This is a genomic window from Myxococcus dinghuensis, from assembly GCF_024198235.1.
GTDB classification, from domain to species: domain Bacteria; phylum Myxococcota; class Myxococcia; order Myxococcales; family Myxococcaceae; genus Myxococcus; species Myxococcus dinghuensis.
This window is the reverse complement of the sequence record NZ_JAKCFB010000040.1, coordinates 26,854-40,595: the sequence shown is the minus strand read 5'-3', so window position 1 is coordinate 40,595 and position 13,742 is coordinate 26,854. Positions and strand designations below refer to the sequence as shown.

14 protein-coding genes are annotated in these 13,742 nt (G+C 70.9%); 7 read left to right on the top strand and 7 right to left on the bottom strand.

All coding sequences use genetic code 11. From position 1 onward, the window contains the following. Positions 1 to 15 precede the first annotated feature (15 nt). On the bottom strand, positions 16 to 372 hold the full coding sequence (locus LZ198_RS34480; protein ID WP_253976384.1) for a hypothetical protein: 357 nt from the start codon (positions 370 to 372) through the stop codon (positions 16 to 18). 308 nt (positions 373 to 680) lie between these two features. Here LZ198_RS34480 and mltA point away from each other — a divergent pair, with 308 nt between their 5' ends. Then, positions 681 to 1,892, top strand: coding sequence for a murein transglycosylase A (gene mltA / locus LZ198_RS34475; protein WP_253976383.1), 1,212 nt, complete (start codon positions 681 to 683; stop codon positions 1,890 to 1,892). 21 nt (positions 1,893 to 1,913) lie between these two features. On the opposite strand, the gene LZ198_RS34470 is transcribed toward mltA, so the two are convergent. Next, positions 1,914 to 3,236: a DsbA family protein gene (locus LZ198_RS34470; RefSeq protein WP_253976382.1), complete on the bottom strand. Its 1,323-nt coding sequence runs from the start codon at positions 3,234 to 3,236 to the stop codon at positions 1,914 to 1,916. Between the two features lie 250 nt (positions 3,237 to 3,486). Here LZ198_RS34470 and LZ198_RS34465 point away from each other — a divergent pair, with 250 nt between their 5' ends. After that, the gene (locus tag LZ198_RS34465) at positions 3,487 to 4,149 is read left to right on the top strand and encodes a hypothetical protein (RefSeq protein WP_253976381.1); all 663 of its coding nucleotides are present in this window, start codon (positions 3,487 to 3,489) and stop codon (positions 4,147 to 4,149) included. 69 nt (positions 4,150 to 4,218) lie between these two features. Further along, positions 4,219 to 4,446: a hypothetical protein gene (locus LZ198_RS34460; protein WP_253976380.1), complete on the top strand. Its 228-nt coding sequence runs from the start codon at positions 4,219 to 4,221 to the stop codon at positions 4,444 to 4,446. Positions 4,447 to 4,593: 147 nt separating this feature from the next. Here LZ198_RS34460 and LZ198_RS34455 read toward each other — a convergent pair whose 3' ends face one another. Next, entirely contained in the window at positions 4,594 to 5,190 is a 597-nt protein-coding gene (locus tag LZ198_RS34455) for a CDP-alcohol phosphatidyltransferase family protein (protein ID WP_253976423.1), read from the bottom strand. A 217-nt stretch (positions 5,191 to 5,407) separates the two neighbouring features. On the opposite strand from LZ198_RS34455, the gene LZ198_RS34450 reads away from it, so the two are divergent. After that, on the top strand, positions 5,408 to 6,331 hold the full coding sequence (locus LZ198_RS34450) for a DUF4846 domain-containing protein (protein ID WP_407667489.1): 924 nt from the start codon (positions 5,408 to 5,410) through the stop codon (positions 6,329 to 6,331). A 24-nt stretch (positions 6,332 to 6,355) separates the two neighbouring features. Here LZ198_RS34450 and LZ198_RS34445 read toward each other — a convergent pair whose 3' ends face one another. The 4 genes from LZ198_RS34445 to LZ198_RS34430 form a co-directional block, all read right to left on the bottom strand. Continuing rightward, positions 6,356 to 7,432 carry a fatty acid desaturase family protein gene (locus LZ198_RS34445; protein WP_253976379.1) on the bottom strand — a complete coding sequence of 359 codons (1,077 nt, stop codon included), beginning with the start codon at positions 7,430 to 7,432 and terminating at the stop codon, positions 6,356 to 6,358. A 303-nt stretch (positions 7,433 to 7,735) separates the two neighbouring features. Next, entirely contained in the window at positions 7,736 to 9,040 is a 1,305-nt protein-coding gene (locus tag LZ198_RS34440; RefSeq protein WP_253976378.1) for a cytochrome P450, read from the bottom strand. 429 nt (positions 9,041 to 9,469) lie between these two features. Continuing rightward, on the bottom strand, positions 9,470 to 9,880 hold the full coding sequence (locus tag LZ198_RS34435) for an STAS/SEC14 domain-containing protein (RefSeq protein WP_253976377.1): 411 nt from the start codon (positions 9,878 to 9,880) through the stop codon (positions 9,470 to 9,472). Between the two features lie 164 nt (positions 9,881 to 10,044). Next, positions 10,045 to 10,467: an STAS/SEC14 domain-containing protein gene (locus LZ198_RS34430; protein WP_253976376.1), complete on the bottom strand. Its 423-nt coding sequence runs from the start codon at positions 10,465 to 10,467 to the stop codon at positions 10,045 to 10,047. Between the two features lie 260 nt (positions 10,468 to 10,727). On the opposite strand from LZ198_RS34430, the gene LZ198_RS34425 reads away from it, so the two are divergent. From LZ198_RS34425 to LZ198_RS34415, 3 genes are read left to right on the top strand one after another with little or no spacing between them, the layout of a single operon-like run. Then, entirely contained in the window at positions 10,728 to 12,008 is a 1,281-nt protein-coding gene (locus LZ198_RS34425) for an ABC transporter substrate-binding protein (RefSeq protein WP_253976375.1), read from the top strand. Next, on the top strand, positions 12,005 to 12,883 hold the full coding sequence (locus LZ198_RS34420) for a carbohydrate ABC transporter permease (RefSeq protein WP_253976374.1): 879 nt from the start codon (positions 12,005 to 12,007) through the stop codon (positions 12,881 to 12,883). Before LZ198_RS34425 ends, LZ198_RS34420 begins: the two co-directional genes overlap by 4 nt. After that, positions 12,880 to 13,689 (top strand): carbohydrate ABC transporter permease, encoded by an 810-nt coding sequence (locus LZ198_RS34415; protein ID WP_253976373.1) that lies wholly within the window; start codon positions 12,880 to 12,882, stop codon positions 13,687 to 13,689. Before LZ198_RS34420 ends, LZ198_RS34415 begins: the two co-directional genes overlap by 4 nt. Positions 13,690 to 13,742: the final 53 nt, after the last annotated feature.

Sequence of the window (13,742 nt, the reverse complement as noted above, 5' to 3'; positions counted from 1 at the left end):
GGGGGACGGGGCGGCTCAGGCGGACAGCTCGCCGAGCCGCTTCGCGCAATACGCATCCACCGCGGTGGCGCCGAGCACGAAGGCCACGGCGCCGCCGACGTTCTGCTGGCGAGGGCTCTGCTTCATCGCCGGGCCCAGGCTGGCGAGGTCCAGCAGGTCCCCGGCCACGCGGGCCCGGACCCAGGGCGTGGGGTCGGGGCGCGTGAGGATGCCGACGCCCGCGGCGATTTCTCGGAGGCCATAGGCGCGCAGCAGTCCGATGCCCTTGCGCATGCCGAGGAAGCGGGCCAGCGCCCGAGGGGCGAGCAGCTCGCTCAGCCCGAGTCCGATGCTCAGCCAACCCAGCGCCTTCGCCAGTTTCCATGGATTCATGTCGGTGGCTCCCGCGTGAAGGCCGGCCTCCGTGGCCGCGTGCCTGGACGCACCGCGAAGTTGGCGTCGTCCTCCGCGCCGACGCGAGTGCGCGCTGCGCGGACGGTGGCGCGGGTGGACGCGCAGGAGTCCGTGTCCCGTGCGGTCGCATGGCCTCCTGCCCGGTGCGGCCGCGCGAGGGAGGACTCCGTCACGACGTTGGCGCGAGCACCGGACACGCATCGCGGTGGACGCGTCGCGCGACAGGCAGTGTGCCGGGTGCCCGGGAAGTGTCGCGGAGGCCGAGGCTGGAGTAGGTACGAGGGACCATGCTCACGCGGCCCGTCCGACGCCTCTCGCTGGTGCTGTGCCTCCTCCTCTGTGTGTCGTGTGCGCGGGTGCAGCGTCCGGCCGTGACGAAGCCCGAGGACGCGCTGGTGGAGCTGCCCGAGTCCGTGAAGCTGGTGGACGACGGTGAGACGGCGAGCCTGCGGGTCGCGCTGGCGGAGAGCCTCGTCTGGCTGCGCACGCGTCCGGCGGACCATCGCTTCGTCTATGGCCCTCGCGAGGTCCCGGCCGCGGAGTTGGTGGCCGCGCTGGAGCGGCTCTCCGCGCGCCTCACCGACGGCATGACCTCGCTCGAGGTCTCGACGGCGGTGATGGAGGACTTCGAGCTGCTGGAGTCCGCGGGCGGCGAGGACGGCCAGGTGCTCTTCACGGGCTACTACGAGCCCACCGTCGAGGCGAGCCTCACGCGGACGGAGGAGTACTCCGTGCCCATCCTCGGGCTGCCGGACGACATCATCGAGGTGCCGCTGGAGCCCTTCGCGGAGCGCTTCGCCAACGAGAAGGTCTTCGGACGGCTGGAGGGGAAGAAGCTGCTGCCCTACTGGACGCGCGCCGACATCCGCGCGGGCCGCCTGTCCAACCGCAAGCTGGAGCTGGCGTGGGCGAAGGACCCGGTGGCGCTGTTCTTCATGGAGGTGCAGGGCAGCGGCACGCTGCGCCTCGTGGACGGCACCGAGCGGCGTGTCGGCTATGCCGCGTCGAACGGGCGCCCCTATCGCAGCATCGGCTCGCTGCTCATCCAGGAGAACGCCATCCCCAAGGAGCAGATGTCGATGCAGGCGCTGCGGAGCTGGCTTGCGGCCAATCCCTCCCAGCGCGACCGCGTGCTGGACTTCAACGAGTCGTATGTCTTCTTCCGCGTCCTCAAGGGCGCCGCGGTGGGTTCGCTGGGCCGAGAGGTGACGCCGGGCCGCTCCATCGCCACGGACGCGCGGCTGTTCCCCAAGGGCGGACTGGCCTTCATCCTCACCGACCACCCGGTGCGCATGGCGGACGGCTCGGTGCAGTGGCGGCCCTTGTCCCGCTTCGTGTTCAACCAGGACACGGGAGGGGCCATTCGCGGCGCGGGCCGCGTGGACGTCTTCTGGGGCCGGGGACCGGCGGCGGAGCTGGCCGCCGGCATGATGAAGCAGAAGGGGCGCCTGTTCTTCCTCGTGCCCCGCGTGCGCGCGCCCGTCGCGTCGTCCCGCTGACGCGGCGGGCACGGGCCGTCGCTAGCGCGTGGCGACGCCGGACTTCTTCAGCTCCTCGTCGATGACGCGGCGGAACTGGTCGATGGGCACCGCGCCCACGATGAGGCGGCCGTTGACGAAGAAGGACGGCGTGCCGCTCACGCCCAGCCGGGAGCCCTCCTCGGCGTCCGCCGTGACGCGCGCGTCGAAGCGGTTGGAGTCGAGCGCCTGCTTGAAGCGCGTCAGGTCCAGGCCGAGCTGCTTCGCGTAGCCCTCCAGCGACTCCCGCTCCAACTGCCGCTGGTTGGCGAAGAGCACGTCGTGCATCTCCCAGAACTTGCCCTGCTCGTGCGCCGCGAGCGCCGCCGCCGCCGCGAGCCGCGCGTGCGGGTGGTTGGGCAGCGGCTGCTGCTTGAAGGCCACGCGCAGCTTCCCGGCGTACTCCTGCTCCAGCGCCTTGAGCGTGGGCACGGCGCGCGAGCAGAACGGGCACTCGAAGTCCGACCACGCCACAAGCGTGACGGGCGCGTTCGCGGGGCCGCGCGCGGGCGCGTCACCCACCTCCACCTTCTGCACGGGAGGCTCCGCGGGCGCGGGCGGCGCGGGGGGACGGTCCACGCCGCGCTCGATGGTGCGAGCGTAGACCTCCGTCGGGCGCACGCCGGTCTTCACCAGCGCATCCGCCTTGGCCAGCTCCTCGTCCACCACGGCGGTGAAGACCTCGAGGGGCTGCGCGCCGTTGATGAAGCGGCCGTTGACGAAGAAGCCCGGCGTGCCGGTGGCGCCCAACTGCATCGCGAGCGCCTCGTCCTGGCGGAGGCGCTCCGCGTGGGCCGGCGACGCGAGGTCCTGCTTCCAGCGCGCCACGTCGAGCCCCAGCTCCTTCGCGAGCCGCTCCAGGTCCTCGTCGTCCAGCGCCTTCGGGTTGGCGAAGAGGGCGTCGTGGTAGGGCCAGAACTTCCCCTGCTCGCCGGCCGCGAGCGCCGCGAGCGCCGCGGGACGGGCGCGCGGGTGGTTGCCCAGCGGGTGGTGCTTCATCACCAGCCGCAGCTTGTCGCCGTAGCGCTGCTGGAGCTGCTTCACCGTGCCGTGGCCCCGCGCGCAGAAGGGGCACTGGTAGTCGGAGAACTCGACGAGCGTGACGAGCGCGCCCTCGTTGCCCGCGAAGAGGGAGCCGTCGAGCGGCACCTTGTAGACGACAGGCGAGATGGGCGGGCGCTGCCTCGGCGCGGGGGCCTTCGCGGCGGCGGCGGGCGCTCCGGGGGCGCTCCCCGTCGTTGGACTGGACGCCGGGACGGCGCGGCCCCCCACGAAACCCAACACGAGCCCCACGGCGAGGCTCACCCAGACGGACGACTTGGACACGGCGGGACTCCTGGCGAAGGAAGATGGCGCGGCGCATGCCGCCGCGGTCGCCGGTGGAGTGACACGAGCCTCGCGGAAGTTTCAGGGCCGCATTTTCCAGGACACGGCGCGAGGTCCGGCCGCGCTCCTCGTGAGGGCGGGCCATGGCCAGGCTGGTGGCTTGCTCTCCGAGCGCTGCGTTGCCCGCCCAGTGGTTGTCCGTGACCGGGCAGGCCCCACCTTTCACCGGTGGGAAGGGAGGCCGAGCCACATGCAGCCGAAGGTCGCGTGGTGGGCGTTGGGCATCGCCGGGCTGTCGCTGCTGCTGTTCTGTGGCGGAGGCTCCGACGCGCGGGCGCAGACTCCCGACGCGGGGGATGCCCGGCGGACCGCCCCTCCCTCACAGACGAGCACGCCCTCCGTGTCCCGGCCCGCGCCCTCGGAGGCCGAGGTCTCCGAGCTGTGGCACAGCGTGGCGACGCTGCGCGCGGAGGTGGCGCAGTTGCGCCAGGAGGTCGCGAGCCTGCGGGCTCAGTCCTCCGGGACCGGCGGCTCCGGGGCGGCGGCGTCGCAGCCTCGTGGCGCGCCCCCGGCCAACGGGAGCGCCACCCCCGCGCTCCGCAATCCACCGAGTGTCAGCGACGTGCCCCCCGCGGAGGCCACGGTCCCTGTGCCCGCGGGGACGGCGGTGGTGACGGCCACCTATTCGGGCGTGGTGCGTTCGGTGTCGCCGTCGCGGGTCGTCCTGACGGACGACTCCGGCGCGCCCCTCTCGTTGAGCGTGGAGTCCCGGACGAAGGTGACGCGCGACGGGAAGGATATCGGGCTTCGTGAGTTGAAGCGCGGAGACCGGGTGAGCGCGGTGGTGGACATGCTGGGGCAGCACCAGACCGAGGAGATCTCCGTGCTACCGAAGCCGAACGCCAAGGAGTGAAGCGCGAGTCCGAGCCCATCCCGTCAGTCACTCACGCGCAGGCCCGTCCCAGGCTGGGAGGTTCCCTTCATGACTGCTTTCGACCGTTACCGCGCGCTCCTGCGCAAGCTGCTGGGCCTGCGTGCCCGTCATCCGGAAGGGGACTCCCCTGAAGAGGATGTCCTGCTGGATGACATGGACGAGGTGTGGGCGGAGATGACCGAGTCCGAACGCGCCGCCGCCACCGCCGAACGTGCCCGAATCCTGGGCCTGCCCGAGCCCCACGGCACCGACTCCGCGCCACCCCCACAGGGCTGACGCCTCCCCCCTTCCGAGCGAGGGACACCCGCGGTCCCTCGCCGCTTTCGTCGTTCGTGCCACGACGCGCGCGCCGCTGCCGCCGCTGCCGATTCGCTTCGGACGTGCGAGGCCATGCCGCTCGCGTCGGCGCACACCCCTTCCCGACTACTTGCGCACCGGATGCATGGGCGCGGATGGACTCCGCGCGGTCCCGGAGCGCGCGCGGGACTCCCTCGCGGTGGTCGCCCGCGCCTTGAGCACCGCGCGCGAGTAGTCCACCACGGACGCGAGCGACAGCACGCCGATGAGCGCGACGAGGGGCCGCACCGCGACGGGCAGCAGCAGCACACACAGCAACGCCACCAGTTGGAGCGTGGTGACGACCTTGCCGAGCATCCGCGCCTTGAGTTCCACGGGCCGCAGCCGGGGCACCAGCCGGGTGACGAGGAAGCCGATGGCGGTGCCGATGTCCCGCACCAGCAGCAGCAGCACCTCCAGCGGCCCGATGAGTCCGTCGAGGTAGCAGACCAGGATGGCCGTCACCATGAAGCCGCGGTCCGCCACCGGGTCGATGAGCGCGCCCAGGCGCGTGGCCAGGCCCTTGTGGCGGGCGAGCCATCCATCCAGGAAGTCGGAGAAAGCGGCCAGCAGGACGAGCGCGGCGCGGACCTTCGGGTCGGACACGAGGATGAAGGCCACCGCCATGGGCAGGCGGGACAGGGACAGCGCATTGAGCAACACGAGGCTCGCCTGACGGCCCATCTTCGACCAAAGGTAGTGCTCGGACATCGTCATGCACCTGTCGTCGGGGATGGGACTCCGTCAGGCACTCGGTCCTCCCCTCGGGTACGGGCAGGCGGGCGATCGGTCGAAGGATTCGACACCGCGTCGCGGCGATGGAACCTTCTGGCCGCCACAGTCCTCCATCTCCATCAGCCCCCGGGGCGGTCCGCCCGTCCCCTCCGCTCCGGAGTCCCCCGTGCCCGAGTCCGTGTCCCGTCGCCCCTCCGCTCCCGTGATTCCCGCGCGCGCCGCCGGGCCATGGCTGCTCTGGGCCCTGCTGCTGGCGCCCCTGCACGCGGTCCGGGCCGAGGAGGCCACCCCGGAGCTCCGGGCCCCGACGAAGGACGAGCTGGCGCGCTACTCGTGGCTGGCGAAGGACGCGCGGGTGCGTCCCCTGTCCGCGGCCATCCCTCCGCCCGAGGGTTTCACGCGGGTGGCCGTGGAGGCGGGCTCGTTCGGGGCGTGGCTGCGCGGGCTGCCGCTGCGGGCACCCGAGACGCCGGTGCTGCACTTCCGGGGAGGCGAGGTGCTGGCCGGGGACGACGCGCGGCTGGCCGCGGTGGCGGAGCTGGACATCGGCACCGCCAACCTCCAGCAGTGCGCGGACTCCATCATCCGCCTGCACGCGGAGTGGCTCTGGTCCAGCAACCAGCGCGACCTCATCGCCTACCGCTTCACCAGCGGCCACCTGGCCTCGTGGCCGAAGTACGCGGAGGGCGACAGGCCGCGCATCGCCGGCTCGAAGGTGACGTGGGTGCGCAGCGCCCAGGCGGATGCCTCGCGCAAGGCGTTCCGCGCGTACCTGGACCAGGTGTTCACGTACGCGGGCACGCTCTCCCTGGAGGGCGCCAAGGGCCGTCCGTCGCGGGAGCAGGTGCGGCCGGGGGACTTCTTCGTGCTGGGCGGCAGCCCCGGCCACGCGGTGCTGGTGCTGGACGTGGCGACCGACACGGCCGGCGCGCGGGTGGCGCTGCTCGGCCAGGGGTTCATGCCCGCCCAGGACTTCCAGGTCCTCGCGTCGGGGGCGGGGTCGTCCCCGTGGTTCCCGCTGGACGCGGACGTGGTGACCACGCCCTTCTGGAAGCCCTTCCCGTGGAGCTCGCTCCGGCGCTTCCCGTGAGCGAGGGGGTCCTTCGCTCCAGCGCTACGAGTGCATCGGCACGCCGGAGCCCGCCGGCGTGGCCGTGGGCGCCGCGGCGACGTCCCGCTTCGGCGCGGACACGCGCGCGTCCGGCTTGCGCACCAGGTACTTCACCAGGCTGTTGTCCTTGCGGCCGAGGTACGAGTCGAAGCGGTTCACGCCGTCCTCCAGCAGGCCCGCCTTCTCCAGCTCCTGGTGCATGTGCGGCAGGTTGTAGAAGGGCACGGACGGGAAGGCGTGGTGCGTGAGGTGGTAGTTGCTGTGGAGCGGTGACACGAAGAGGCGCTCCAGCGGGGTGGCCCGGATGTCGCGCGTCTCGCGCGTCTCGTCGCCCTTGCCCTCCGCGTCCAGCGGGTGCTCGCCCAGCGCGCGCAGGCGGAAGAAGGCCATCATCACCGTCGTGGTGGGCATCACCCACAACAGCAGCCAGTGCAGCCACGCGCCCGTCGTCACCAGCAGCGTGACGAGCCCCACCACGTAGAGGGCGTAGCGCGCGTGCTCCGCCTTGCTCAGGCGCGGCTTCGCGCCGCCCAGCAGCCGGCCCCAGTACGTCCAGGGCGTCACCACCTTCATGTGGCCCCGCATGTACACGCCCAGCGCGTCGCCCAGGAACACCGCCGCCGCGCGCACCGGCGGGCGCGGGAAGTGCCAGGACGGGTCCGGCTGCATGTGCGCCCAGTACGGGTCCTGGTCCGTGTTCACGTGCCGGTGGTGCAGCATGTGCTCGTGCCGGTACCCCACCGTCGTCATGTTCAGCGGGAAGGCGCAGAAGAGGTCCGACACCACGTCCGACACCTTGCGGTTGGACAGCAGGTGGTGGTGCGACGCCTCGTGCAGCAGGATGAAGAGCGCGTGCTGCCGCGTGGCGATGACCACCGCCGCCAACGGCCACATCCACCAGCGGTCCACCACCACCACCGCCGCGATGGACGCCACGATGACGGCCCACTGGGTGACCAGCGCCCACACCGCCCGCACGTCGTTCACCTGGGACATCCGCCGCGTCACCGCCGCCATCGCCTGGCGATCCACGCGCCGCGCGAACTGCACATCCGCCTCGTCAACCACCTGGGCGTACATGGGTGCTCCTTCCGCATTCACTGACAAGCAGGGTATTCCCAGACTCTTTCCCGTAATTGCGGGCAGTCTAGCAAGAATTTTCTTTCTGGAACGTACGCACTACAGAGTGAAGGCGGGAAGTCAGGTCAATGAAAACCCCATGTGGGTTTGCATTGACCCTGTACTTTGCCGCCAGTGGGGTGGGAGGAGACCGCACGCCAGCGGACAGACAGGGTGCCCAGGCGTCGAGGTGCGGACAGGAGGAAGGCCCTGGAGCGCGAGGCGCTCACAGGGCCTTGGGGACGGCTGCGGGCCTGGTGGGGGCTACGGCGTGGCCGCGGTGGAGGGGGTCCACTCGACCTTCAGGTGCTTCATCTGGCGCAGGACGATGCTCTGCCAGATGCCGAAGTCCTGGCCGGGCACGAGCCGGGGGGCCTCCAGGTGGTCGAGCAGGATGTTCGTGGTGAGCTGCACCTGGAGCCGGGCCAGGGGGGCGCCCAGGCAGAAGTGGGTGCCCCGGCCGTAGGTGAGGTGCGGGGGCACCTTGTCGCGGTCCAGGTCCAGCTTGTGGGCATGTGGGCAGAGCGACTCGTCGCGGTTGGCGGCGCCGTAGAGGAGCAGCAGCCGGGCGCCCTCGGGCAGCAGCACGCCGCCCAGCTCCACGTCCTCCGTCGTGGTGCGGATCATCGCGTGCTGCACGGAGTCCCAGCGGCTGCCCTCCTCGATGAACTTGGGCACGAGCGCGCGGTCCTCGCGCAGCCGCTTCCACAGGCCGTGCTCCATCGCGAGCTTCCACGTGTTGGCCATCAGCGACGTGGTGGACTCGTGGCCGGCGGAGAGCATGGACGCGCCAATGGCCATGACCAGCTCGTGCAGGGACATGGTGTCGCCCTCGGGCGTCGTCTCGATGAGGTGGCTGGTGAGGTCCTCGCGCGGGTGGCGGCGGCGCTCCTCGATGAGGTCGACGCAGTAGCGCTGCAGCGCGAGGACCCCGCGGGCCATCTCCGGCTGCTTCTCCGGGGGCACGTGCTCGAAGGTGAGCGCCTGCCAGTCCGCGCTCCAGCGCTTGATGTTCCAGGTGTCCTCCTCGGGCACGCCCATGACCCCGAGGATGACGTGCACCGGCAGCGGGTAGGCCAGCTCCTCCAGCAGGTCCGCGTGTCCCCGCTGCGCGAAGCGCCCCACCAGCTCCCGCGCCTTGCGCTCGATGAGCGGCGCCGCGCTGGCGATGCGCTGGGGCGTGAATCCCCGGTTCATCAGCCGCCGCAGCCGCGTGTGGTCCGGCGGGTCCATGCCCAGCAGGATGTGGTCCAGCGAGAACCCCTGCGCGAGGATGTCCCGCGCCTCGTCCGTCAGCCGCGTCCCGCTCGACAGCATGTCCCGGCTGGAGAAGCGCTGCGGCTCGCGCAGCACGCGGGTGATGTCGTCGTGCCGGCTCACCAGCCACATGCCCAGCATGGGACTGAACGTCACCGGCTCCTCCCGCCGCAGCCGCTCGAAGAAGGGATGGGGGTTGTCGACGTGCGGCCCCACGAAGGGGTTGTACTGCGCCCCCAGATGCGGGCATCGCGACGCCGGCGCGTGCGCCGGAACGCCAGTCTCTTCCTGCTTCTGAACCGTCACGGGCATGGAATCACTCGTCGGCTCGAGCCGTGGGCCCCCCGCCTCACCGCTCAAACACGGGTTGGGGATGTGACATGGGCTACGGCCAGTGCTGGAGCCGGACTCGACGGAGACCCGGGCGGAAAGTGCTCCAGAATCACGGGCTATACCCTAAATTCATGCTTTATGGCCAGTGTGGGGGTATTTTTTCGATGAAACTGGTCTGTGGGAATATTGTGAGAATGCAGTGGTGGCGCAAACCCACGCAGGAGGGGAGTGTTGGCCATTCACGGCTGGGTTTCGAAACCCGGACTGGAGGGTGTGCGGGTGTTCACCCGGCGGCCTCCCGGTGCGTCGCGAGGGTAGGCGACGCTCGACGGGAGGGATTGGCGCGGCGGGGAAACAGCCCCCGGGGACGGAGGCTGTGGGTGTGCGTGAACGGCGGGGGTGGGGACGTCAGCCGCTCTTGCGGACGTTCGCGCGGCGCTGCGTGTCCACCCAGACGCGGGCGTCCTCGAGCGTCTTCACGAACTCCGTCTTGAACTCCGTCTTGCCGGAGAGGAACAGCCCCAGCGAGATGACCTTGCCGAAGGTCTGCTGGACCAGGTCCGCGCCCACATACACGCAGCCGTGGAACCAGTCCGCGCGCGTATTGTCCGACAGGTAGCGCCGCGCCTCGGCGTGGAGCTGTGAACCGCCGATGTCCGCGATGAGGTAGTACGGGCCGTTCTTCGCCATCTGCCCGTAGATTTCCACCGTCCGCTTCATGTCCTCCAGGGTCAATGGCCCGGTGAACACGGCGACCGCCACGTCCGGCGGCTCGAAGCGGATGTGATGCGAACCGATCTTCCATTCCTGTTGCTGCATGGCACTCCCTTCGGCTGACACCCCGAGCATACCGCTCGGCGGCACCGTGGGGCGAGAATCCAGCGTTCACAATCAAAGCCGGACTTGCTGCTCGCCCAGGGTTCTGTCGGACAGGGGGCAGGTCGCGGATGCCACCCACCGCCGGAATGGAGTGTGGAGGCGCGTCAGCCGGCCTTGCGCTGGCTCTTGGCGCGGTTCTTCTGGACCCAGACGTGGGCCTCTTCCATCGTCTTCACGAAGGTGGTCTCGAAGGAGGCCTTGCCGGTGAAGAGCATGGCCAGGGAGATGGCCTTGCCGAAGGTCTGCTGGACGATGTCGGCGCCGACGTAGACGAGGCCGCGGAACCACTCCGGGCGGCAGTGCTCGGACAGGTGACGGCGTCCGTTGGCTTCGATCTGCGACTTGCCGATGTCCGCGATGAGGTAGTAGGGGCCGCCGATGGCGTTGAACAGCTCGCCGTAGACCTCCGTGGTCCGCTTCGCGTCCTCCAGGCTGATGGGCCCTTCGAAGTTCGCGATGGCGATGTCCGACGATTCGATGCGGGCGCGGTGCGCGTTGAACTTCCACTCCCGGGTTTGCTCTGCCATGTGTTCTCCCCCACCGGATGTACAGGTGGAAGGATAAGGCGCGTCCCGGGGGAGAACGCAAACATGCGCGCGCGTCTTGAGACATGGAGTTCCAGAGGGACGTTTTTCTCCAGATGCACACGAATTGCTGGACGCGCGCTGCGCTCATGCTCGGAGTGCGTGTGTCGCGCGTGACATCCCCGGCACGGGTGTTGGGGTGAGAACCGTGGCGTGGCGCGTGCCTTGACGGTGTGTCACCGGGTTGGAGTCATGGGCGGCGCATGGCTCGCTCGCTCGTCCCCGTCCTCGCGCTGGCGCTCGTCGTGGGACTGCAATCGGGCTGTCGCCGTGGGTCGGACGAGACGCGGGGCGCGGCCGGAGGGCGGACGCGGCTGGTGCTGAAGTATCAGCCGTTGTGGGGGCCGCCGGGGCCGTTCCACGAACTGCTGTCGCGCTTCGAGCAGGCGAACCCGGGCGTGGAGCTGGTGACGGAGGCGTTGCCGAACGCGTCGGACCTGGCGCACCAGTTCTTCCTCACGTCGCTGGAGGGGCGGGCGCGGGACTTCGACGTGCTGGTGGTGGACGTGGTGTGGGTGCCGGAGTTCGCGCGCGCGGGTTGGATTGCCGACCTGTCGGAGGCGTTCCCGCCCGCGCGGCTGCGCGAGGAGTTCCTGCCGGGGCCGGTGGAGGCCGTCGTGGTGGAGGGCCGCACGTACGCGGTGCCCTGGTACCTGGACGTGGGGATTCTCTACTACCGCACGGACCTGGTGCCGCGGGCGCCGCGCACGTACGCGGAGCTGGAGCGCTTCGCCCGTGAGGCGCGCGAGCGCGAGCCCGGGCTGCAGGGCTACGTGTGGCAGGGGCGGCAGTACGAGGGGCTGAGCTGCAACGTGTACGAGGCGCTGTGGGGGCACGGCGGCGAGGCGATGGAGGGCGGGCGGGTGTTGCTGGACACGAAGCCCGCGCGCGAGGCGCTCACGTACCTGCGGGGGCTCATCGCGGAGGGCGTGTCGCCGGGGACGGTGACGGGCTTCTCCGAGGAGGAGGCGCGGCGCGTGTTCCAGCAGGGGCGCGCGGTGTTCATGCGCAACTGGCCGTATGCGTGGGCCGAGGCGCAGAAGGAGGACTCGCCCATCCGCGGGAAGGTGGGCATCGCCCCGCTGCCCACGGTGGATGGCGAGCCGGGGTCCGGCGCATTGGGGGGGTGGCAGTTGGCGGTGAACGCGCATGTGTCGCCGGAGCGGCGGCGGTTGGCGGAGAAGCTCATCGCGCACCTGACGTCGCCGGAGGCGAACCGGGTGCTGGCGCTGCACTACGCGCGCAACCCGCCGAGGACGGCGCTGTACGAGGACTCGCGGTTGAAGGAGGGGGCGCCCTTCATCGCGGGGCTGCGGGAGCTGGTGGAGCGCGCGCGGCCGCGGCCGGTGACGCCGTACTACAACCTCATCTCGGACGTGTTGCAGAGCGAGTTCTCCGCGGCGGTGGCGGGGCTGCGCACGCCGGAGGAGGCGCTGCGGCGGGCGCAGCGGCAGGTGGACCACCTGACGGGGGAGGCCGAGTGAGCGCGCGGGGCTCGCTGGAGCGGGAGCGGCGGCAGGCGTACTGGCTGGTGGCGCCCTCGGTGTTGGTGCTCGCGGCGGTGGCGCTCTATCCCATCCTCGCGGCGGTGTGGCTGAGCCTGCACCGGTTCATCCTGGTGTTCGGCGAGCGGCGCTTCATCGGGCTGGGGAACTTCGCGTACCTGTCGGGGGACGCGCGGTTCTGGTCGGCGCTGGGGAACACGGCGTACTTCACGGTCGTGGCGGTGACGGTGGAGCTGGTGCTGGCGGTGCCGCTCGCGCTGCTGCTCCAGCGGGCGTTCCCGGGGCGGGGCCTGTTGCGCGCGGCGGTGCTGGTGCCGTGGGCGATTCCCACGGTGGTGAGCGCGCGGCTGTGGGCGTGGATGTTCAATCCGGACTCCGGGCTCATCAACCGGTTGTTGGGTGGGCAGGACATCAACTGGCTGGGCGCGCCCGGGTACGCGCTGCACGCGGCCATCCTGGTGGACGTGTGGAAGACGACGCCCTTCGTGGCGTTGCTGGTGCTGGCGGGGCTGCAGGGGATTCCGGAGGACCTCTACAAGGCGGCGCGGGTGGATGGGGCGTCGTCGTGGCGGACGTTCCGGTCCATCACCTTGCCGTTGTTGAAGCCGGCGCTGCTGCTGGCGTTGCTGTTCCGCTCGCTGGATGCGTTCCGCGTGTTCGACGCCATCTACGTGCTGACGGAGGGCGGGCCGGCGAACACCACGGAGACCTTGAGCATCTACGCGTACAAGACGCTGATGCGCTCGGGGGACTTCGGGTACGGGAGCGCGCTGTCGGTGGCGACGTTCGCGTGTGTGGTGGTGCTGGCGGTGGTGTGGCTGCGGCTCTTGGGGCGCGCGGAGGAGGGGCGATGAGGCGCGGGGGCCTGGGGACGGCGCTGGCGGTGGTGGCCTTCCTGACGTTCTTCCTGGGGCCGTTCCTGTGGCAGGTGCTGACGAGCCTGTGGCCGGACGGCGAGCTGACGCGGCCGTGGCCGACGCACCTGACGCTGGAGAGCTACGCGAGCGTGCTGTGGGGGCGGCCCTTCCTGCGCGTGGTGGCGAACTCGTTGGGGGTGGCGGCGCTGACGACGGTGTTCTGTCTCACGGTGGGCGCGGCGGCGGCGTTCGCGCTGGCGAAGCTGGAGTTCCGGGGGCGGGGTGTGTTGTTGGGCGCGGCGCTGGGGGTGAGCATGTTCCCGCCCATCGCCACGGTGAGCCCGCTGTACCTCATCCTGCGCGCGGTGGGGCTGCGGGACAGCCTGGTGGGGCTGGCGCTGCCGTACACGACGTTCGCGTTGCCGTTGACGCTGTGGGTGCTGACGTCGTTCTTCCGCCAGCTCCCGGACGAGCTGTATCGGGCGGCGCGGGTGGATGGCTGCACGCCGTTCCAGGCGTTCCGGCGGGTGTTGTTGCCGCTGGCGGCGCCGGGGCTGGCGACGACGGCCATCCTGGTCTTCATCTTCTCGTGGAACGAGTTCCTCTACGCGCTGACGTTCCTCACCACGCCGGAGAAGCGCACGGTGCCGGTGGCCATCAGCCTGTTCGCCAGCGAGTACCGCGAGCCGTGGGGGGAGATTGCCGCGGCCTCCGTGGTGGCGACGCTGCCGCTGGTGGCGCTCACGCTGCTGTTCCAGCGGCGCGTCGTGTCCGGGCTGACGGCGGGCGCGGTGAAGGAGTAGTTGCCGGGCGCGGTGACGCCGCCGGGCCTGGCGCGTGGAGGCGAGGCCCGGCG